Below are 20152 nucleotides of genomic sequence, written 5' to 3' on the forward strand. Positions count from 1 at the left end.
TTTCGATTAATCTGCGCGATTTGACAACTTCGGTGTGCGCGTCGGCGGCACTGCCAGGCCGGCCGGCGCGGCATCCGTGCGCAGGACCGGATACAGGTTCAGACGCTCATCCCAGGAAGCATGGCGGCGGGCGAAGAATTCCAGGCGCGCGGCCGGGCTTTTGGCAAATGCGGGATCGCTGGCCAGCTTTGCGTGGAACTGCGCCGCCAGCGCCGGGTCGGCCGCCAGCTGCGCGCGCGCCACGTCTTCGGCCACGTATTCTTCCATGTACTCCTTGCGCTCGAAGGCCGTATTGAAACTGCCCCAGGCCAGCAGGGAATCGGGCGCGCGCGGCTCGAGCAGGGCGACGACCAGGCGCGCCTTGGCCTGGTTGACGGGCACGTACAGGTCACCGGCGCCAACCACGCGCTCCTCTTTCTGCCACTCGCCCTGCACGGCCGCCGTCTGGCGTCCCTCGAACGACTGCGCGCCGAATTTCACAGCCGTGGCGCGGAAGGTCTCGACCGGCAGCCTGCCCGGCGCGCCAGACAGCACCTGGTAGGACACGCCATGCTGGCGCAGCTTGGCCGCCACCATCTGCGCCTGCGCGGCGGGCACCAGGTAGCCGGCCTTGGGCGCTGCCTGCTGCAGGTCGGGCACGATCTCGTCGCGCAGGGGCACGTTCCAGATCTGCGGCGTGGTTTCGTCGTAGCGCGTCATCAGCGCACCCGACACTTCGGATGGCGTGCGCGTGTAGGCGTAGCCGCGAAACGCGATCATGCGGCTCTTGTCCGTCGTTTTATACGTGAGCGGCAAGGTCGTGCCGGCCAGCTGGGCGGCACGCGCGTCCGCCTCGAGCGCCGTTTGCCGCCACTGCGTGCCATGCTGCGCCACTTGCGACAGCAGCGAAACGATGGTGTTGCGCGTGATGCGCACGCGGGTCGGGTAGTCTTTCCACGAATGGGTTTCCACCAGCATGCCGAAGCGGTTGCGCAGCTGGAAATAGCCATGCGAGAAGCGTGGATTCGGCGCCGAATCGACAAAACCCGATTGCGGATTGTCGTTCTCGGCAAACGAAATATAGAACGGTTTAGGGTCCGAGCCCTGCTTGGCCAGGTCGGCCAGGACCTGATCGCGCAAGGCCGTGCCGGCCACGCGCAGGGCCGCATCGCCCGCATGCACGGGTTCGACCTGGATCGAGATATCGGGTTCGAACTGGGCGCCGTCGGTAACGTGCAGGTCGACATAGGCCAGCGGATCCCAGGCGTTCACCAGCGCCAGCATGTGCTGCATCTCGGGCGTATCGGCCTTCATGTATTCGCGGTTCAGATTGTAGTTTTGCGCCGTGCTGCGCCAGCCCATTTCCACGGGGCCACGCTGGTTCGGACGGTTCCACTGGCCGAAGCGTTCATGGCCGTCAACGTTAAACACGGGCACGAACAGCAGCACCTGCTTGTCGAGCGCGCCGGGTGCCGCCTTGCCTTCCAATACTTCGCGCAACGCGAGGAAACCCGCATCCTTGCCATCGATTTCGCCCGCATGGATGCCGCCCTGTATCAGCAGCACGGGCAGCTTGCGGCGCGCCGCTTCGGCCGGCGTCAGGGCGCCCGTATTCGAGACGGCCAGCGCCAGCATGGGGCGGTTTTCCGGCGTGCGGCCAAATTCCACGCAGCGCACCTGCTTCGGATAGCGCGATTGGAACTGGCGGCACAAGGTTTCCACTTCCGCATAGCGGCCCGTATGCAAAAAGCCCGAGCGTTCGGCCACCGTGGTCAACGGCGAGGCGGCATACGCAGGCAAGGCAAAGGTGGACAACAAGGCGGCGGACAGCAGGGCGTGGCGTAGCATGGGTCAAACTCCATCGAGAGAGAACAAGCGGGCAATTATAGGGTGGTGGCGCGTGTAAAACTGCAGCGGAAAATAAAAAAGCCGGAACAGCGTCAGCTGCTCCGGCCTTGCTCTGGCAAGCGTGAATTATGAGCCAAAGTGGTAGTTGAATTCTACCCAGCCCTGGCGTCCCTGCGGACTGTAGCTGCCCACCGGGTAGTACGGCCAGCCGCCGCTGTCGTCGCGCTTGATCTTGTCGAACACGTTGTTGACGATCAACGACAAGGTGGCGCGGTCGTTGATGCGGTACACGGTGCTGATATTGGCCAGCGCCGTCGGCGTCAGGTAGCCGGTGCCGGCGGCGTTCGGTATCTTGCTGTAGCGGCTGACCAGCAAAGTGTTCGACCAGTCGCCCGCAGCCCAGTTGACGCTCAGGTTCAGCTTGTCGCGCCAATCCGAATTGTTCAGCGATTTGAGCTCGTCGATTTCTTCGTCGCCGGCAAATTGCTGCGATTTATTGCTCAGCACCTTGGCGTAATTGGCCTTGAAGGCAAAGCGGCCATAATCCGCCGTGCGCAGCAAATACTTGACGCTGACGTCGATGCCGCTGCTGCTTTGCTTGGCCGCATTGATCGGATTGACGGTGATGGTCTTGATCTCGCCGGCGCGGTTCAGGGCATTGGCCGCGAAACGCTCGACGCGGCCCAGGGTATCGGCGCAGGTAGGCGAGTTGATGTCGAGCTTGCCCAGGCGGCAATCGGCTTCGTCGCGCAGTATCTTGTCGGCGCTCAAATTCGTCACCAGGTCGTCGATCTTGATGTTCCAGTAATCGACGGAGACGTCGAAATTCGAACTTGGCGACCAGACGGCGCCCACGCCGAACGACTTGCCCTTCTCCGACTGCAGATCCTTGCTGCCGTTCTGCACATAGTCGGCGCCCGGCGATTTATTTGCGTAGTCGCAGTCCTCGATGGCCTGTCCGGCAGCGCCGCAGCGGTAGTAATCGGTGGTACTCGAATAGTAACCGGTGCCGCGCGCCTTGTAGATGTAGTTCATGTCCGGTGCGCGGAAGCTGGTGGCGTAATTGGCGCGGAACAGCAGCTCCGGCGCGGGACGCAGTTCCAGGCCGCCGTTGTAGGTGAACTTGCCATCGCTGCGGCCGGCAAAGTTGTAGCGGTCATAGCGGCCAGCCAGGGTACCGGTCAGCTTCTCGTGCAGCGGCAGGTTGATCTCGGCACCCAGCGCATAGCGGGTACGCGTGCCGGCCGTGATATCGGATTTGGTGGCGACGTTGAAGTAACCGTCGTTCAGGCGCGCATCGGGCACATTGCTGAAGCCCTGCTTGCCCAATTCGGCAATGGTGGCGATCTTCGCCACGCCAGCGGGCAGCTGGAACAGGTCGCCATTCGTGGCCAGGCTCAGGGTATTCGTCCAGGCCTTGTCATCGCTGTCGGAATTGCCCGTGATGCTGTCGAATTCGGCCGCCGTCACGCGGCGCGACAGGCGCGCCGGGTCCGGTGCGTAGATCGGCACGCCGGCGGTGTCGGTACCCAGTTTAGGGCCCAGGAAGAAGCTGTCGATATTGGCCAGCGCGCGCGGCGTATGGCTTTCGCTCTTGTACACCGAGGCGTTGTAGTTCGCTTCATACTGCCACGACGACGTGCCGGGAATGCGGCCCTTGGCGCCCAGCGAGATGGCCGTGGCCAGGTCGTCCCACTTGCGGTTGTAGCGCTCCACGCCGCCCATTTCCTCGGGCGAGATATAGCGCGTCCACGCTTCGTAGCGGTTCGTATTCTGGTTGCGGAAATAGCTGCTGCCCGTCGACGACGACGTCCACGTCGGGCCACGCGTATTGTTCTCGGTCGAGTTCTTGCCGATCAGGAAGTCGGCGAACAGCGTCGTTTCCGGCGACAGCTCATAGTTGGCGCTGCCAAAGACGTTCTGGCTGCGGTTCTTGGTTTGCGTGGTCCAGTAAGTGGGACCGACTTTCGGGCTGGCGCAATAGCTGCCGTTCTTCGCCTGGTACTTGACGACGCTGCCGCCGAACAGGTCGCCGAACTGGTTGCAGGTGTCGCCCAGGTCCACGTAGCTGCCGGAGGTGCCCGCTTGTACCACGCGGCGCGAGGCGATATTCGTCGGCGTGCCCGAGCGCGTGGCCATGAAATCGCGCTGCAGGCTCGACAGCGGATCGCGCTGGCTCAGCTCCACGCTGAACAGGGTATGCAGCTTGTCGAAATTGCCGCCGCCCGTCAGCTGCACGCGCTGGTTGCCGGCGCCGCCGCGCGAGGTGCCGCCCGCCTTGACGTTGATATCGAAACCTTCCGTCTGCTTTTTCAGGATGACGTTGACCACGCCGGCGATCGCGTCGGAACCATAGATGGCCGAGGCGCCACCGTTGAGGATCTCGATGCGGTCGACTATGCTCGACGGGATATTCGCCAGATTGGTGAAGTTGACCGTGCCTTCGTAGGCGACGGGGAAGTCGGCCAGGCGGCGGCCATTAAGCAGGATCAAGGTGTGGTTCGGGCCCAGGCCGCGCAGGCTGATGGTATTGGCCGAAGGCGTGAACGTATTGCCGAAGTCCTCGCCTTGCGTAAAGCCGCTGTTCTGTACCTGGTTGGTCAGCGCATCGAAGACATTCTTGTACCCTTGCTTGGTGATTTCATCCCCCGTCAGGATGGTGACGGACGATGGTCCTTCCAGGCTGGCGCGGGGAATCCGCGAACCGGTGACCACGACGGCTGGCGGGGTGGCCGCCGGCTGCTGATCCGCTGCGGGCGCTTGCGTTTGCGCGTGCGCCTGCCATGCGGAACCGCCCAGGATGGCCAGTACGGCGACAGTGAGCGGTGGTAACTTGAATTGTATAGGCATCTTTGCGCTTCTCAAGGTTAGGGAGAAGGCGAAAGATATCAAAATGCCAGTAATTGCAGAACGAATGGATTCATCTTTCTATATATCAAAATTGTTATATAGAAATATTTCTGAGCAGAAATCTCCCCCTCCTTCGCCCAGGAAGGGGAGCAAAATGGGGCTTTAGCGTTTCAATACAGCAATTTCCTTGTAGGCCGGGCGCAGCAGCCGCGTGGCCGTGTCGGACGGGTTTTCCATCGAACTCAACAGCCTGAGCGCACCCGTGGCCGGGCTACAGCTGCCGCTGCTGCGGTAACGCAGCGCCGCCGCCAGCATGCCTTCGGCCGGGTCGCCCAGCGGGTTCCGGTAATCATCGGCCACATCGCAGGTCGGCGCCATGCCATCGGCGAAGTCGCCAAAGCCCTTGGCGTTGACGCCCTGGAACTGCACGGCGAAATACGTGGTGCCGCAATTGGGCGTGGGATAGAAACCGTAGGGCTTGCCGCACGTCGTGCCGCCGATCAGATTGACCTGCACGTCCACGCCGCGCAAGCCGTTGATGATCGCTTCGCTGGCCGAGCAGGTATTGCCCGTCGTTAGCAAAGTCACGCGCTTGAGGCCCAGCGAGGGCAGCGGCGTGCCCTTGGGCAGAGGGTTCGGCCCGGCAAAGCCCAGGCTTTGCGCATGGAATGGCACGGGTGCCGCCGGCCGCGTCTTGTCATTGGCCAGCACCTGCTCGAAGGTCTTGCCGGTGGTGACTTGCGGACCGGCAATCATGTAGGCAAGCTCGCTGGCGACATCGAGGTAGCCGCCGCCGTTGTAGCGCACGTCGAGCACCAGGTCGCTGATGCCGGCCGCCTGGAAGCGGCCCATGGTCTCGGCCAGCTGGCGCTCGGACACGTTGTTGTGGGTGTTGAAGGTCAGATAGCCCACCTTGCCCGTGGGCGTGTCGATGATGCGCTCGTTTTGCACGGAACTCGTGCTGACATCCACCGCCTGCAGGCTCGCGGAGATGGGCGCGCCGTTGCGGCTGAACGCCAGCGTGTGCGTGCCTTGCGCCGAAGGGAACAGGCCCGCGTTGATGATACCCACGCTGGCAGTGTCGGGGGCATTGACGAAATCGACGCCATCGACGGTTTGCAGCTCATCGCCGCGCCGCAAGCCCGCCAGTGCCGCCGGCGAGCCTGGCTCGACGATCGTGACCACGGCCTTGCGCGGCGGCGTGGTGCGCGTCAGCGCCAGCAGCATGCCGTAGCCCAGTTCCACGCCATTGAGCGAGGCTTCCCATTCGGCCGTCGTATACGTGAAATGGAACTGGTCCTTCGGCTTGCCGGACGCCGTCGTGGCTGTTGTCTTGAGCACATCGAAATACGCCTTCGCCGTGGCAAAGCTTTGCGGCAGGTAGGTGGTCGGCACTTCGCGGTACCACAGATACGTTTCATCGATCCAGCTGCGCACCCATGTCTGCTCATCGAGCAAGGTGCCCGGCTTGTCGATGCTGCTGCCGCTGCGCGGTGCCTCGCAACGGTTCGCCACCGTGGAGGAAGCGACCAGCGCCGTCGGCCCGGTCGGCCCGGTTGGCGTCAAGGGCGGCACGACGGGCGCGCTGTCGCTGCTGCTACCTCCTCCTCCTCCGCCGCAGGCACTCAACACGAATCCGAGGGAAACAACGAGGCAACGCAGGCGCAGGGAATGCATGAGAAACTTTCCAAGAAGAAATTATCGAAAAATTATAATGCGTTTTGCCAGCAAGCGTTGTTTTCTTTGACACAAAAAAATGGCGCCCGCAGGCGCCATTGCTACAAGATCATGCGCAAACCGTTACGCCACGGTGGCCGCCACAGGTGCTGCCACGACGGGCGGCAGCGGCGTCGGCGCGTTGAAGGCGATCAGCAGACTCGCTTCCTTCTCTTTCGCCGCCTTCAAATGACGCTCCTTCACGTGGCCATAGCCGCGGATGTCTTCCGGTATGCTGGCGATGGCCACGGCTTGCGCCAGCTTGGCCGTCGTCAGTTTCGGCAGCAAGCCGCGCACCGTCGCGCGGTATTCAAGAATCAGCGCGCGCTCCATCTTGCGCTCGGCCGTGTGGCCGAAGATGTCAAACGCCGTGCCGCGCAAGCCCTTGAACTTGGCCAGCACGCCGAACGCCTTCATCATCCACGGGCCGAATTCCTTCTTCACCAGATGGCCCTGGGCATCCGTTTTCGCCATGATGGGCGGCGCCAGGTGGAACTTGAGCTTGATGTCGCCTTCGAACATGGACGCGATCTTTGCCTGGAAGGCGCCGTCCGTGTACAGGCGCGCCACTTCGTACTCGTCCTTGTACGCCATCAGCTTGTAGAAGTAGCGGGCCACGGCTTCCGTCAGGCGCAAGTGCGGGCCATTCAGGGCGCTTTCGGCGGCGCGTACCTGGCCGACGAAATCGATGTACTGCTGCGCATAGGCGCGGTCCTGGTAAGCCGTCAGCAGGGCCACGCGCTTTTCGATGATGTCGTCGAGCGTGTCGATGCGCTTGAATTCCACCACCTTGGCCGGTGTTGTCATGCGTACCAGGCTGGCCGCGTCATGCGCACCGGCGCGGCCCCAGTTGAAGGCCGCCTTGTTGAACGCCACCGAGACGTTGTTCAAATCGATGGCCTTCATGATGGCAGCTTCCGACAGCGGCACTTTGCCCTTTTGCCATGCGTAGCCGAGCATGAACATGTTCGTCGCGATCGAGTCACCCATCAGCGCCGTGGCGATCTGGCCCGCGTCGATGAAGTCCACGTGGTCGCTGCCGCACGCCTTTTCGATTTCCATGCGCGCGGAAGCGCCGGGAAATTGCCAGTCCGGGTTCTTCACGAACGCGGCCGTCGACGAGCTGGTCGAGTTGATCATGGCCCAGCTACGCCCTTCTCCCATGCGCGACAGGGCGTCGCGGCTGGCCGTGACGATCAGGTCGCAGCCAATCACGAGATCGGCCGCACCCGTGCCGACGCGCGTCGAGTGGATATCTTCCTGGCGGTCCGCCAGACGCACGTGCGACATGACGGGGCCGCCCTTTTGCGCCAGGCCGCTCATGTCCAGCACGGAACAGCCCTTGCCTTCCACGTGGGCCGCCATGGCCAGGATCTGACCGACGGTGACGACGCCCGTGCCGCCGATGCCGGTGACCAGGATGCCGAACGGCTCGGCCGTCGAAGGAATCTGCGGTGTCGGCAAGGCCGGCGCGGCTGGCGCGTCCTTGTCGGCGGCAGCCGCCTTCTTCGGCTTTTTCAAGCCGCCGCCTTCCACCGTCACGAAACTGGGGCAGAAACCCGTCGTGCACGAGAAATCCTTGTTGCAGGACGACTGGTTGATCTGGCGCTTGCGCCCCAGTTCCGTTTCCAGCGGTTCCACGGACAGGCAGTTCGATTGCACGGAGCAGTCGCCGCAGCCTTCGCACACGGCTTCGTTGATGACGGCGCGCTTGGCCGGGTCCGGGTATTCATTGCGTTTCCGGCGGCGGCGTTTTTCCGAGGCGCAGGTCTGATCGTAGATCATGGCCGACACACCGGGCATGTCGCGCAGTTCGCGCTGCACGTCCATCAGTTCCGAACGGTGGCGCACGGTGACGCCTTCCGCCCAGGCGTAATCGTCCGGGTATTTTTCCGGTTCGTCCGTGACGACGATGATGGGACCGACGCCTTCGGCGGCGATCTGGCGAGAGATAATGGCTGGCGATAGCGGACCGTCGAATTCCTGGCCGCCCGTCATGGCCACCGCATCGTTGAACAGAATTTTATACGTGATGTTCACCTTGGCCGAGACGGCCGCGCGGATGGCCAGGATGCCCGAGTGGAAATACGTGCCGTCGCCGAGGTTGGTAAACACGTGCTTCTCGTTCGTGAACGGCGCCTGCCCCACCCAAGTCACGCCTTCGGCGCCCATGTGGGTAAACGTCGACGTTTCGCGGTCCATCCATAGCACCATGTAATGGCAGCCGATGCCGGCCAGCGCGCGCGAGCCTTCCGGCACTTTCGTGGAACTGTTGTGCGGGCAGCCGGAGCAGAAGAACGGCGTGCGGTCCTTCTGCGGATCGGGTTTCACGCTGATCGCTTTGAGCACATTCTCTTTGGCTTCCAGGTAGGCGATGCGTTCCTTCACGCGCTGCTCGACCGGATGGCCTGCGTAGTAGCGCGAGATGCGGCTGGCAATGGCGCGGGCGATCATGGCCGGGTTCAGCTCATACGTAGCCGGCAGCAGCCAGTCGCCGTGACCGGTACCCTTCTGGTTGCTCCATTCGCCCGTATCGTCGAACTTGCCGACCACGCGCGGACGCTCGCCATCCTTCAGGTTGTACAGTTCTTCCTTCAGCGCGTATTCGAGGATTTGCCGCTTTTCTTCCACCACGAGGATCTCGTCGAGGCCCTTGGCAAATTCGTGCACGCCATCGGCTTCCAGCGGCCAGGTCATGCCGATCTTGTACAGGCGGATGCCGATGTCGGACGCCGTCTGCTCGTCGATGCCGAGGTCGGCCAGCGCCTGGCGCGTATCGAGATACGATTTGCCGGCCGTGATGATGCCGATGCGCGCCTTCGGGCTGTCCCAGATGATCTTATTGAGCTTGTTGGCACGCGCATACGCCAGCGCCGCATACCATTTGTAGCTGTTCATGCGCACTTCTTGTTCCAGCACCGTGTCGGGCCAGCGGATGTTCAAGCCACCGGCCGGCATCTCGAAGTCGGTCGGCAAGGTGATCTGCACACGGTCCGGGTCGAAATCGACGGCGGCGCCCGATTCGATGATGTCGGTCACGCATTTCATCGACACCCACAAACCCGTGTAGCGGCTCATGGCCCACGCATGCAAGCCGTAGTCGATATATTCTTGCACCGACGACGGATACAGCACGGGGATGCCGCAGGCGTTCAGGATATGGTCGGACTGGTGCGCCGTGGACGAGGATTTGGCCGCATGGTCGTCGCCGGCCAGCACCAGCACGCCGCCGTGCTTGGCGGAACCGGCGTTGTTCGCGTGCTTGAACACATCGCCGCAGCGGTCGACGCCGGGGCCCTTGCCGTACCACATGCCGAACACGCCATCGTATTTCGCGTCTTCGAACAGATTCGTTTGCTGCGTGCCCCAGACGGCCGTGGCGGCCAGGTCTTCGTTCAGGCCCGGGTGGAATTTGACGTGGTGTTCATCGAGATATTTTTTGGCCTTGATCGCCGTCATGTCGACGGACGTCACAGGCGAACCGCGGTAACCGGTGATGTAACCGGCCGTATTCAGGCCAGCCTTCAGATCGCGCTCGCGCTGCAGCATGGGCAGGCGGATCAGCGCTTGCGTGCCCGTCATGAAGGCGCGGCCACGCTCGAGCGTGTATTTGTCGTTCAGGGAAATCTCGGACGCGTGCGCGCCCGGCTCAAGACTCGAGCCCTTGATTGGTGCATTCATTACTTGTCTCCATTATTCTCTGTGCTACGCGTGCAAAGTCGGTTGAACTCACACGTACCGGCCGCGCTTTGTGGGCAATGCCGGTGCGGAAAAATGACTTGTTTGTCGTAGACTACCACAGGAAGGCGCACAGTTCTTTTGCTGCACTGCACTCCTGCGTTCGTACCTTTTGCTGCTTTTTAGTGCTTCTTTTTGCGGCATGTCGGGTTACGCCATTCTGGCTAACCCGACCTACATTACTGGCACCAGTTGTAGGTCGGATTAGCGCAGCGTAATCCGACATCCCGGGTATAAGTCAGCTTACGCCGCGCTCGTATCTTTCAATACGCCGCGCTTGATCTGGTCCAGCTCGATCGATTCGAACAGGGCGCGGAAATTGCCTTCGCCAAAGCCCTGGTCGCCCTTGCGCTGGATGATCTCGAAGAAGATCGGGCCGATCACCGTCTGCGTGAAGATTTGCAGCAGCAATTCGCGTTCGGTTTCCGTGCTGTGGCCATCGATCAGGATGCGCAAACGGCGCAGTTCTTCCAGCTGCTCGCCGTGGTTCGGCAGACGGCGGTTGACCAGCTCATAGTAAGTTTCAATCGTGTCCTGGAAATCGATACCCGTATCGCGCATGCCTTGCACGGAAGCGTAGATATTGTCCGTGCCCAAGGCGATGTGCTGGATGCCTTCGCCGTGGTACTGGTCCAGGTATTCGGCGATCTGCGACTTGTCATCCGACGATTCATTGATCGGGATGCGGATCTTGCCGCATGGCGAAGTCATGGCTTTCGACTTCAGACCCGTATGCTTGCCTTCGATATCGAAGTAGCGCACTTCGCGGAAGTTAAACAGGTTTTCATAGAAACCGGCCCATTCCTTCATGCGGCCACGATGCACATTGTGCGTCAGGTGGTCGATATAGGTCAGGCCATGGCCGACCGGGTTGGCGACGGCGCCGGGAATGGCGACGAAGTCGACGTCATAGATGCTGATGTCGCCGATGCCGCCTGGAGCGGCCGCGTCCGGCTTGTCAGCGCCCTTGCCGCGCCAGCGGTCAACGAAATACAGCAGCGAATCGCCCACACCCTTGATGGCGGGGATATTCAGTTCCATCGGGCCTGTTTTATTGTCGAAACCCCAGGCGCCCAGTTCCAGCGCGCGGCGGTAGACGAAAGCAGCGTCATCGACACGGATGGCGATGGCGCACACGGACGGGCCGTGATGGCGGGCAAAACGCTGCGCGAACGAATCTTGTTCGGCATTGATGATGAAATTGATGTCGCCCTGACGGTACAGGGTCACATCCTTGTGGCGGTGGCGCGCGATGGCCGTGAATCCCATGTTCTCGAACAGCTTGCCCAATGCTTTTGGGTCTGGTGCTGCATACTCGACGAACTCGAAACCATCGGTACCCATCGGGTTATCCCAAGGCTGAAATTGCATGATGTCTCCTCCAAGAAGTAGCGCACAGTATAGGCGCGGTCTGTGGGCATTAAATGCCAAAGATCTCCCGAACAATCATGATTTGCGCAATAATATTGCGTGAAACACGAACCACCGGAGGAAGCATGAGCAAAATTACGCTGGATAAAACGGACCGCAAAATCCTCGCCGTCCTGCAGGCCGATGGCCGCCTGTCGAATCAGGACGTGGCCGAGCAAGTCAGCCTGTCGCCGTCGCCATGCTTGCGCCGCGTCAAACGGCTGGAAGAAGCGGGCGTGATCCGCCAATACGTGGCCCTGCTGGACCCGGAAAAGATCGGCCTGGGGCTATTGGCTTATGTCAACGTGCGACTGGAAAAGCACAGCGACGCCACCGCGCACAGTACGGCAAGAGTGCTGGCGCCGAATCTGGTGACGAACACGTCGCCGCGCGCCGACTTCGCCGTGGCCGTCGCGCAATGGCCGGAAGTGGTGGCTTGCTATGCGATGACGGGGGAAATGGATTACCTGCTGCGCGTGCACGTGGAAGACATGGAGCACTTTTCACGCTTCATGATGGCGACCCTGCTGCGCCACCCGGCCGTGCTGGATGTGAAATCAAGCTTTGCCTTGCAGCGCATCAAGGATACGACGGCCCTGCCCTTACTGTGACGGCGGTGATGGCGGCCCGGGCTTCTTCTTGCGCCCTGGCAAGCGGTCCCACAGTTTGAACGCGGCGCGCGCGTTGGCCTTGAACGTGTAGTCGAACATGGCGAACTGCTCCTGCACGGCTTCCTGCAGCATGCTGCTCGGGTTCGGCGGCAACAGTTTCAGATATGCATCGGCTTCGCCATAGTCGCGCTGGATTTCCATGCCCGCCTTCTTGGCGATATGCATCATCGTCTTGTTTGACGACAAACAATGCATGTACAGGGTATCGACATCGTTGTTGCGGCAGTGGATCGCCGCCCGCTCGAACAGTTTTGACCCGACCCCCATGCCGCGCATGGATTTCGATACGGACACGCCAAACTCGGCCACCTGCTCCTTGTCCGTCACGACGCTTTTCGCCGGCGACGTGTCCTTCGGCGCGAACGCCAGATGCCCCACGCCCACCAGCTTGAACAGGCTGTTGTAGACGCCGTAGACCATGTCGCGCGAGAAATCCATCTTTTGCACGTACTGGGCGACGAGCTCATCGGGCAAGGCGCTGCCGAAGCGCAGCAGGCGGTCGCTTTTCTCCAGATTCAGGAAATGCTTCATCATGCGGCGCCGGTCGCGCTCATGCAATTGCTTGACGAGCACGGTCGGACGCCCGCCGCCGCTACGGCTGAGCCAGCGGCGAAACGGGTTCTGGAACAATTTGGGCAGGGTCATGGCAGCTCCGTGCTGCTGATCGCGTTCGTGACGGCTTCGACCCGCGCCGCATGGATGAGCTCGGGAATGCGCTTCGGTTCGTGTGCGCAAGCTTGTGCCAGCGCGCCCGCATCGACGCCGCGCACGGCCACCAGCATGGCTTGCAGCCAGGCGGACTGCGAGAACACCGGATTCTGGGTCTGCACGTCGCAGGCGATGGCGTCCAGCATCTGCACGAAGCGCTGCGGCTTGCGCAGTCCGTCGCAGCGTTCGCACAAGCGCACCAGTTCCTCGGCGCTCAAGGCCAGCGCACCGGCAACGGCAGCCTGCTCGCGCGCCGCCATCACGGCCAGCTCGCGGCAATCGTTGGGCACGCGCAGGCGCTCGCTGAGCGCATTGATCTGCTCAAGCGGCACGGCCAGCATCAGCACGGCAAAGCGCACGCACAGTGCGTGGCCCGCGCCCGCCGCCCTGTCGATCACGCGCAGCAGATGGTCGTTGATTGCCAATTCCGGCAGGATGCGCGCCAAGGCGCCGCACTCGTGCAACACCGTCAGCATGCGCGACGGCCGCGCTTCCATCAATCCTTTCGCCACTTCCTGCCACACGCGCTCGGCCACCAGGGCGTCGACTTCGCCGTCCAGCACCATTTGACGCATGAGGGCCATCGTGGCCGGCGCCACCGTAAAAGTATCGAAACGGGCGGCAAAGCGGGCCAGGCGCAAGATGCGCACGGGGTCTTCGCCGAACGCATCGGAGACGTGGCGGAACACTTTGTTTTGAATATCGTCAATGCCGCCGAACGGGTCGGTCAGGCTACCGTCCTCGGCCTGCGCGATGGCGTTGATGGTCAGATCACGGCGCACCAGGTCTTCTTCCAGGGTGACGTCGGGCGCCGTGTGGAAGACAAAGCCCCGGTAGCCGGGGGCAGTCTTGCGTTCCGTGCGGGCCAGCGCGTACTCTTCCTGCGTCTTCGGGTGCAGGAAGACGGGGAAATCCTTGCCCACGGGCCGGAAGCCCCGACGCAGCATGTCGTCCGGCGTGGCGCCGACGACGACGTGGTCGTGGTCTTTCACGGGCAAGCCCAGCAGTTGGTCGCGCACCGCGCCACCGACCGTGTATATCTTCATAACACTCTTTTCTTAGTCAGGCAGTTCCGCGTCGTGCTTGGGCGCCGTTTCCGTTTCCGCCAGCGCTTCCGCGATCCAGCGGGCCACGGCCGGGTGCGCCTGCACGCGCTCGCAATACGCGTTCAGGGCCGGCGCCAGGCTCACGCCATACGTGCGGAAGCGCATGACGACGGGCGCGAAATACGAATCGGCGATGGAAAAGTCGCCGAACAGGAACTGGTGATGGCCAAAGCGCAATAAACACTCTTCCCAGATTTCGCTGATGCGGCCGATGTCCGCCTGCGCGGCGGCCGTACGGCCACGCCCCGGCAACTTGGCCTTGATATTCATCGACATGTCCGTACGCAAGCCCGTGAAGCCGGAATGCATTTCCGCGCAGACACAGCGCGCCATAGCGCGCGCGGCCACGTCTTGCGGCCACATGTGTTTGTCAGGGAACTGCTCGGCCAGGTATTCGCAGATGGCCAGGCTGTCCCAGATCGTGATCTCGCCCGCCAGCAGCACGGGAACCCGGCCGCAGGCCGAATACTCGGCGATTTTGGTGGCCGTGTCGCTCTGGTCGAGCAGCACGCGCACTTCCTGGAATGGAATGCCGAACGCCGTCATGGCCACCCACGGGCGCATCGACCACGATGAATAATTCTTGTTGCCGATGATGAGGGTCAAACCTGGCTCGCGCGCGGCGGCCAGGGTTTGCGTCAGGCTGGGATCAAGGATGGTCGTTTGCATGGTCGGCTATCTTTAGTTGGATGATGGCAAGTCGGCCGCGATGGCGCTGTTTTTTGGGCCGACGGTACCCAGGCGCGCTTTCAGCGATTGCGGGCTCTTCTCGAACAGGGCCGCGTAATACGTGGCGTTGGCCATCACGTTTTTCACGTAGCCGCGCGTTTCCGTGTACGGAATGATCTCGGCGAAGACGGCGCCTTCCAGCGGACGCGTCATGGTGGCGCGCCAGATGCGCAAGCGCCCCGGCCCCGCGTTGTAGGCGGCGCTGGCCAGCACTTGCGAACCGTCGAGACCGCCAAGCACCATGTTCAGGTAATTCGTGCCCAGCAAGACGTTGGTGCGCACATCGCTCAAGGTTTCCGTGACAAAATCCGTCAAACCGATCTTCTTGGCCACATAGCGGGCCGTCGACGGCATCACCTGCATCAGGCCGGACGCGCCCACGTGCGACTGCGCATCCATGATGAAGCGCGATTCCTGGCGGATCAGGCCATATACCCAGGCTTTGTCGAGACCCAGGGTTTGCGTGGCCGGGTGCATGACGTCGTCGTGCGGCGTCGGGTAGCGCTGCGTATAGTCCACTTCCAGGCGCGTGCGGTCCGAGGTGTTGACCATGCGGTCGAGCACATTATTCTGGCGCGCAAATTCCGCGGCCGCCAGATGCTGGCGGTCCGTCATCGAGCGCAATTCCCAGTTCCATTCGCGCGTGCCTTCGAAGCGCAAGCGCATGTTGAAGAATTTCAAGGCGCGTTGCAAGCCTGGATTGGCGGCCATGGCGGCGATTTCCGCCGGCGTGATGGGCTGGCCAGGCGGCGGCAGCACCAGGTGGTTGCCCAGCTCTTCATTGGCCAGCAAGCCATAGAAATTCGATTGTTCACTGATCGTGCGGTACAGGGCATCCGCTTGCGCGTTCGGGCGGCCCGGCGTTTCCGCCTGCTGCGCGCGCGCCAGCCAGTAGACCCAGGTAGGATCGGCGCGCAAGGACGCCGGCATGGCCTGGATGGACGCCTTCACCACGGGCCAGTTGCCTTCACGCAAGGCGATACGCGCCTTCCACTGCATCTGTTCCAGGGTCAATGGCGCGCCATTGGTTTTTTGCCAATATTCGAACGCTTCCGGCGCCAGCGAATACGACGCTTGCAGGGCCAGGCTGGCCCAGCCGATGGCCTGTTCCTGCGCCGTCAGCTGCGCACTCGCCTTTTGCAGGGCGACGACGCCCAGCTTCAAGGTGCTTTTCGCCATGCGGCCGACAGCCACCAGATACATCTCGTGGTCGGCGCGACTTAGACCCGCGCCCTTGGCCAGCACCAGCGCCGGCAAGTCGATCGCTTGCGCCATCTTCGCGTCGGACGCGCCCAGCAGCAGCGCGATGCGGCGCGCCGGGCCCGTGGCGTTGGTCTGGCCCGCCAGGCGGATCTGCGCCCACAGGTCGTTCGTGTCGAACTGGCCGTTTTGCGCCAATGCCGCGATCAGGCTGCCGCACGCTTCGCCATAGCCGGGCGGCGAGACGAGCAAGTTGCGCGCCTCGGACGCCACGTTCTGGCCCTTGGCTGCGCGCGACATCAGCGCGTAGCACTTGAGCTGGGTGTCGTCGTCGAGGGCGAATTGCGGGTATTGTTCATCGAACACGACCCAGTCGCGCTTGCGGCCCAGTTCCAGCAGCCAGTCGTTGCGAAAACGGTCGGCGATGGCGCTGCCCTTGTAGCGGTTCAGGTAATCGCGAAATTGCGCCTCGGTCAGCAGTTTGATGCGCGGTTTCAGCCGATAATAGTCAACATACGATGGAATCTGGTAATTCGTCAGGCGCCCCGCATAAAAGTCGGCTTTTTCGACGTCATCCTTGCGCGCGGCGTCGCGCAGCAAGAGGAAGGCATCGTCCTCGCTGCGCGTGTCGGGGGCGGCTGGGGATACGGTGGTGGAAACCTGGGCCAGGGCGGCCAGGGGAGACAAGGCCGATGCAACACACAGCATCGTGCCGGCAATCCATTTCAGTGGGGAAATCAATGTACGACTCTCAATCTTAACTTGATGGTGATATGAATAGCGACCCTAGAATAACATGCGATCCGGCTACACGGCCACCCATTGCGCCACAGGAAAAAGCCGGCTTGCGCAAAGCCTTGCTGGCGGCCCGGCGCGCCCTGCCCGACGCCACGCGCGCGGGGTGGGATGCGGCCATCGCGCAGCGCCTGCTGGACTGGTGCGCACAGGAAAACGTCAAGGAACTGGGCGTGTACTGGCCCCTGCACGGCGAGCCGGACTTGCACGGCGCGTATGCGCAGCTGGCCGCGCGCGGCGTGGCGCTCAGTCTGCCCGTGGTGCTGGAAAAACATGCGCCGCTGGCCTTTTCCGCCTGGACGCCGGGCGAGCCCATGGTCAAGGATGGCATGGGCGTGGCCGTGCCTGCGCGGCTGCGCCTGCGCCCGGCGCCCGCCACCCTGCTCGTGCCCTGCCTGGGATTCAATGAGCAACGGTACCGGCTCGGCTATGGCGGCGGCTATTACGACCGCACCCTGGCGGCCACGCCGCGTCCACGCACGCTCGGTATCGCCTATGCGTGCCTGGCGGCCAGCTTTCCCAACGGCGAATACGACATCGCCCTCGATTACGTCGTAACCGAGGGCGATCTGTACTGACGAGTCAGGACGGTTTATTTCACCAGGCGCTGCCACAAGGCCGTAGTGGGCGCCGCCTGGTTCATGCTATAGAAATGCAAGCCTGGCGCGCCGCCTTCCAGCAAACGCTCGCACAAGCCCGTCACCACGTCCAGGCCAAAGGCCTTGATGGACGCGCTGTCGTCGCCGAAGCTGGCCAGTTTCAGACGCACCCAGCGTGGAATTTCCGCACCGCACATGTCCGAAAAGCGCATCAGCTGCGTGTAGTTCGTGATCGGCATGATGCCGGCCACGATGGGCACGTTGATGCCCATCTTCTGCGTCTGCTCGACAAACTGGAAATACGCGTCGGCATTATAGAAGTACTGGGTGATGGCCGCATTCGCGCCAGCCTGCACCTTGCGCGCGAACGCGTTCAAGTCGTCCTGCGGCGAACGGGCTTGCGGGTGCACTTCCGGATAGGCGGCCACTTCGATATGGAAATGGTCGCCCGTCTCGGCGCGGATGAATTCCACCAGCTCGTTGGCGTAGCGGAACTCGCCCGAAGCGCCATAGCCGCTGGGCAAATCGCCGCGCAAGGCGACGATACGCTTCACGCCAGCCGCCTTGAAGTCGGCCAGTACGGCGCGGATCGATTCGCGCGAACCACCGACGCACGACAGATGCGGTGCGGCCTGTTCGCCGGCCGCCAGGATCTCGCGCACGGTGTCCAGGGTACCCTGCTGCGTGGTGCCGCCAGCGCCAAACGTCACCGAGAAATACTTCGGGTGCAATTCAGACAACTTGACACGCGTGGCGCGCAGCTTTTCCGCCCCTTCCGGGGTTTTCGGCGGGAAAAACTCAATACTGAAATTATGCTTTTCCATCGTCATTACTCAAAAGTAAGGTCGACAGGGCCCAGGAAATGACGCTGTACAGCAATGCACCACCCACGGCCGACCAGAAACTGGCGACATGGAAACCATCGATCACCTGCGCCACCAGCCAGAACATGAAGCCATTGATGATAAAAATGAACAGGCCCAGCGACAAGAACGTCACAGGCAGGGTCAGCAAGATCAGCAAAGGACGGATCAGCGCATTGACCAGCCCCAGCACGGCAGCGGCCAGCAGCGCGGTCCAGCCGCTGCTCATCGTCACCGAGTGCATCAAATAAGGGACGGCAAACAGGGCTGCCGCATTGATAAACCAAATCAGTAGCAAGCGCATTTCTCTAGCCTGTCAAAGAAAGTCAGGCCGGCAACAGCCGGCACAAAAGATATACCGATCAGTCTTGTTGCCTCAGGAACCGTAGCGAGCGGATGCGCGGCGTGGCCGAGAAGCGCAGCTGTGCTTTAGCACAGTGAGCATCGCCGGCCGCGCCCCGCGCCGCGCCGTAGGTTCATGAGGCAACCATCTTAATAACGGTAGTGCTCTGGTTTGTATGGACCTTCCGTGCGCACGCCAATGTAGTCGGCTTGCTCTTGCGTCAGTTCCGTCAGCTGCGCATTCAACTTTTTGAGTTGCAGGCGGGCGACTTTTTCGTCCAGGTGTTTTGGCAGGGTGTACACGCCGACCGGATAGTTGGCCGTGTTCGCGTACAGTTCGATCTGAGCGATCGTCTGGTTGGCGAACGACGAGCTCATCACGTACGACGGGTGGCCCGTGCCGCAACCGAGGTTGACCAGGCGGCCTTCGGCCAGCAGGATGATGCGGCGGCCCGACGGGAAGATGATGTGGTCGACTTGCGGCTTGATGTTTTCCCACTCGTATTGCTTCAGCGAAGCGACGTCGATTTCATTGTCGAAGTGACCAATGTTGCAGACGATGGCCTGGTCTTTCATGCGCGTCAGGTGATCGTGCGTGAGGATGTGATAGTTGCCCGTGCAGGTGACAAAGATGTCGCCGTGTTCGCAGGCGTAATCCATGGTCACGACGCGGTAGCCTTCCATCGCCGCCTGCAGTGCGCAGATCGGATCGACTTCCGTCACCCATACTTGCGCCGACAGGGCGCGCATGGCTTGGGCCGAACCCTTGCCGACATCACCGTAACCGGCGATAACGGCGACTTTGCCGGCGATCATCACGTCGGTGGCGCGCTTGATGCCGTCGACCAGGGATTCGCGGCAGCCATACAGGTTGTCGAATTTCGATTTCGTGACGGAATCGTTCACGTTGATCGCAGGGAAAGCCAGCTTGCCTTCCTTGTGCATCTGATACAGACGGTGCACGCCGGTCGTCGTTTCTTCCGTCACGCCGAGGATTTCCGGCAGACGCTTCGAATACCAGGTCGGGTCCGCCAGCAAGTGTTTCTTGATCGAGTTGAACAGGCAGATTTCTTCGTCCGAACCAGGGTTGGCCAGCACCGACAGGTCGGTTTCCGCGCGCACGCCCAGGTGCAGCAGCAGGGTGGCATCGCCGCCATCGTCGAGGATCATGTTCGAGTAGACCGCCTTGCCGTCCACACTAGGCCATTCGAAGATGCGGTGCGTGTATTCCCAGTAGTCGTCGAGCGACTCGCCCTTGACGGCGAACACAGGCGTGCCGGCGGCGGCGATAGCGGCGGCGGCGTGATCTTGCGTCGAGTAAATGTTGCACGATGCCCAACGCACCTGCGCGCCCAGTGCTTCCAGGGTCTGGATCAGCACGGCGGTCTGGATGGTCATGTGGATGGAACCGGTGATGCGCGCGCCTTTCAGAGGCTGCGCTGCCGCGAATTCTTCGCGGATGGCCATCAGGCCAGGCATTTCCGTTTCAGCAATCTTGATTTCTTTGTCGCCCCATGCGGCCAAGGTGATATCGGCGATGGTGTAGTCGTGTTGCGATTTGAGTACGGCGTTCATCACGCCCTCCTTTCAGTTGAAAA

Annotated in this window: 14 protein-coding genes; 2 read left to right on the plus strand and 12 right to left on the minus strand. The window is 62.1% G+C overall.

Features of this window, described 5'->3' with window-relative positions:
- Positions 1-6: 6 nt before the first annotated feature.
- The 5 genes from KO538_RS12385 to hppD all read right to left on the minus strand — a co-directional run bounded on the left by KO538_RS12385 (position 7) and on the right by hppD (position 11502).
- The gene (locus KO538_RS12385; RefSeq protein ID WP_219328480.1) at positions 7-1827 is read right to left on the minus strand and encodes a M14 family metallopeptidase; all 1821 of its coding nucleotides are present in this window, start codon (positions 1825-1827) and stop codon (positions 7-9) included.
- Positions 1828-1953: 126 nt separating this feature from the next.
- Positions 1954-4677 (minus strand): TonB-dependent siderophore receptor, encoded by a 2724-nt coding sequence (locus KO538_RS12390; protein WP_219328481.1) that lies wholly within the window; start codon positions 4675-4677, stop codon positions 1954-1956.
- Positions 4678-4839: 162 nt separating this feature from the next.
- Positions 4840-6354 (minus strand): S41 family peptidase, encoded by a 1515-nt coding sequence (locus KO538_RS12395; protein ID WP_219328482.1) that lies wholly within the window; start codon positions 6352-6354, stop codon positions 4840-4842.
- A 123-nt stretch (positions 6355-6477) separates the two neighbouring features.
- Positions 6478-10074 carry an indolepyruvate ferredoxin oxidoreductase family protein gene (locus tag KO538_RS12400; RefSeq protein ID WP_219328483.1) on the minus strand — a complete coding sequence of 1199 codons (3597 nt, stop codon included), beginning with the start codon at positions 10072-10074 and terminating at the stop codon, positions 6478-6480.
- Between the two features lie 300 nt (positions 10075-10374).
- Positions 10375-11502 (minus strand): 4-hydroxyphenylpyruvate dioxygenase, encoded by a 1128-nt coding sequence (gene hppD, locus KO538_RS12405; RefSeq protein WP_219328484.1) that lies wholly within the window; start codon positions 11500-11502, stop codon positions 10375-10377.
- 125 nt (positions 11503-11627) lie between these two features.
- Between hppD and KO538_RS12410 the strand changes: the two genes are divergently transcribed.
- A complete protein-coding gene (locus KO538_RS12410; protein WP_034753092.1) occupies positions 11628-12152 on the plus strand; it encodes an Lrp/AsnC family transcriptional regulator in 525 nt (174 codons plus the stop codon).
- On the opposite strand, the gene KO538_RS12415 is transcribed toward KO538_RS12410, so the two are convergent.
- The 4 genes from KO538_RS12415 to KO538_RS12430 are packed head-to-tail and all read right to left on the minus strand — an operon-like array spanning position 12144 to position 16696.
- Positions 12144-12857 carry a GNAT family N-acetyltransferase gene (locus KO538_RS12415; RefSeq protein WP_034753090.1) on the minus strand — a complete coding sequence of 238 codons (714 nt, stop codon included), beginning with the start codon at positions 12855-12857 and terminating at the stop codon, positions 12144-12146. The genes KO538_RS12410 and KO538_RS12415 overlap by 9 nt on opposite strands.
- On the minus strand, positions 12854-13966 hold the full coding sequence (locus KO538_RS12420; RefSeq protein WP_219328485.1) for a multifunctional CCA tRNA nucleotidyl transferase/2'3'-cyclic phosphodiesterase/2'nucleotidase/phosphatase: 1113 nt from the start codon (positions 13964-13966) through the stop codon (positions 12854-12856). Before KO538_RS12420 ends, KO538_RS12415 begins: the two co-directional genes overlap by 4 nt.
- 12 nt (positions 13967-13978) lie before the next feature.
- A complete protein-coding gene (locus tag KO538_RS12425) occupies positions 13979-14695 on the minus strand; it encodes a glutathione S-transferase family protein (protein ID WP_219328486.1) in 717 nt (238 codons plus the stop codon).
- Positions 14696-14707: 12 nt separating this feature from the next.
- Positions 14708-16696, minus strand: a complete 1989-nt coding sequence (locus KO538_RS12430) for a lytic transglycosylase domain-containing protein (protein WP_219328487.1) — start codon at positions 16694-16696, stop codon at positions 14708-14710.
- 104 nt (positions 16697-16800) lie between these two features.
- On the opposite strand from KO538_RS12430, the gene KO538_RS12435 reads away from it, so the two are divergent.
- A complete protein-coding gene (locus KO538_RS12435; protein WP_257620327.1) occupies positions 16801-17328 on the plus strand; it encodes a 5-formyltetrahydrofolate cyclo-ligase in 528 nt (175 codons plus the stop codon).
- A 14-nt stretch (positions 17329-17342) separates the two neighbouring features.
- On the opposite strand, the gene metF is transcribed toward KO538_RS12435, so the two are convergent.
- From metF to ahcY, 3 genes are all read right to left on the minus strand, one after another.
- The gene (gene metF / locus KO538_RS12440; RefSeq protein ID WP_034753084.1) at positions 17343-18173 is read right to left on the minus strand and encodes a methylenetetrahydrofolate reductase [NAD(P)H]; all 831 of its coding nucleotides are present in this window, start codon (positions 18171-18173) and stop codon (positions 17343-17345) included.
- Complete coding sequence (locus KO538_RS12445; RefSeq protein ID WP_034753082.1) at positions 18160-18516, minus strand: phage holin family protein; 357 nt, start codon at positions 18514-18516, stop codon at positions 18160-18162. Before KO538_RS12445 ends, metF begins: the two co-directional genes overlap by 14 nt.
- Positions 18517-18704: 188 nt before the next feature.
- Positions 18705-20129, minus strand: coding sequence for an adenosylhomocysteinase (gene ahcY, locus KO538_RS12450; RefSeq protein WP_070304529.1), 1425 nt, complete (start codon positions 20127-20129; stop codon positions 18705-18707).
- Between the last annotated feature and the right edge of the window lie 23 nt (positions 20130-20152).

It is taken from the genome of Janthinobacterium sp. NKUCC08_JDC (assembly GCF_019345575.1).
Taxonomy (GTDB): domain Bacteria; phylum Pseudomonadota; class Gammaproteobacteria; order Burkholderiales; family Burkholderiaceae_D; genus Janthinobacterium; species Janthinobacterium aestuarii.

Bases quoted from the DNA above. Each gene is read 5' to 3' on its own strand.
- KO538_RS12395 (WP_219328482.1), bottom strand. From the start codon at position 6,354: ATGCATTCCCTGCGCCTGCGTTGCCTCGTTGTTTCCCTCGGATTCGTG.
- KO538_RS12390 (WP_219328481.1), bottom strand. From the start codon at position 4,677: ATGCCTATACAATTCAAGTTACCACCGCTCACTGTCGCCGTACTGGCC.
- KO538_RS12420 (WP_219328485.1), bottom strand. From the start codon at position 13,966: ATGAAGATATACACGGTCGGTGGCGCGGTGCGCGACCAACTGCTGGGC.
- KO538_RS12425 (WP_219328486.1), bottom strand. From the start codon at position 14,695: ATGCAAACGACCATCCTTGATCCCAGCCTGACGCAAACCCTGGCCGCC.
- KO538_RS12385 (WP_219328480.1), bottom strand. From the start codon at position 1,827: ATGCTACGCCACGCCCTGCTGTCCGCCGCCTTGTTGTCCACCTTTGCC.
- KO538_RS12415 (WP_034753090.1), bottom strand. From the start codon at position 12,857: ATGACCCTGCCCAAATTGTTCCAGAACCCGTTTCGCCGCTGGCTCAGC.
- metF (WP_034753084.1), bottom strand. From the start codon at position 18,173: ATGGAAAAGCATAATTTCAGTATTGAGTTTTTCCCGCCGAAAACCCCG.
- ahcY (WP_070304529.1), bottom strand. From the start codon at position 20,129: ATGAACGCCGTACTCAAATCGCAACACGACTACACCATCGCCGATATC.
- KO538_RS12445 (WP_034753082.1), bottom strand. From the start codon at position 18,516: ATGCGCTTGCTACTGATTTGGTTTATCAATGCGGCAGCCCTGTTTGCC.
- KO538_RS12400 (WP_219328483.1), bottom strand. From the start codon at position 10,074: ATGAATGCACCAATCAAGGGCTCGAGTCTTGAGCCGGGCGCGCACGCG.
- KO538_RS12410 (WP_034753092.1), top strand. From the start codon at position 11,628: ATGAGCAAAATTACGCTGGATAAAACGGACCGCAAAATCCTCGCCGTC.
- hppD (WP_219328484.1), bottom strand. From the start codon at position 11,502: ATGCAATTTCAGCCTTGGGATAACCCGATGGGTACCGATGGTTTCGAG.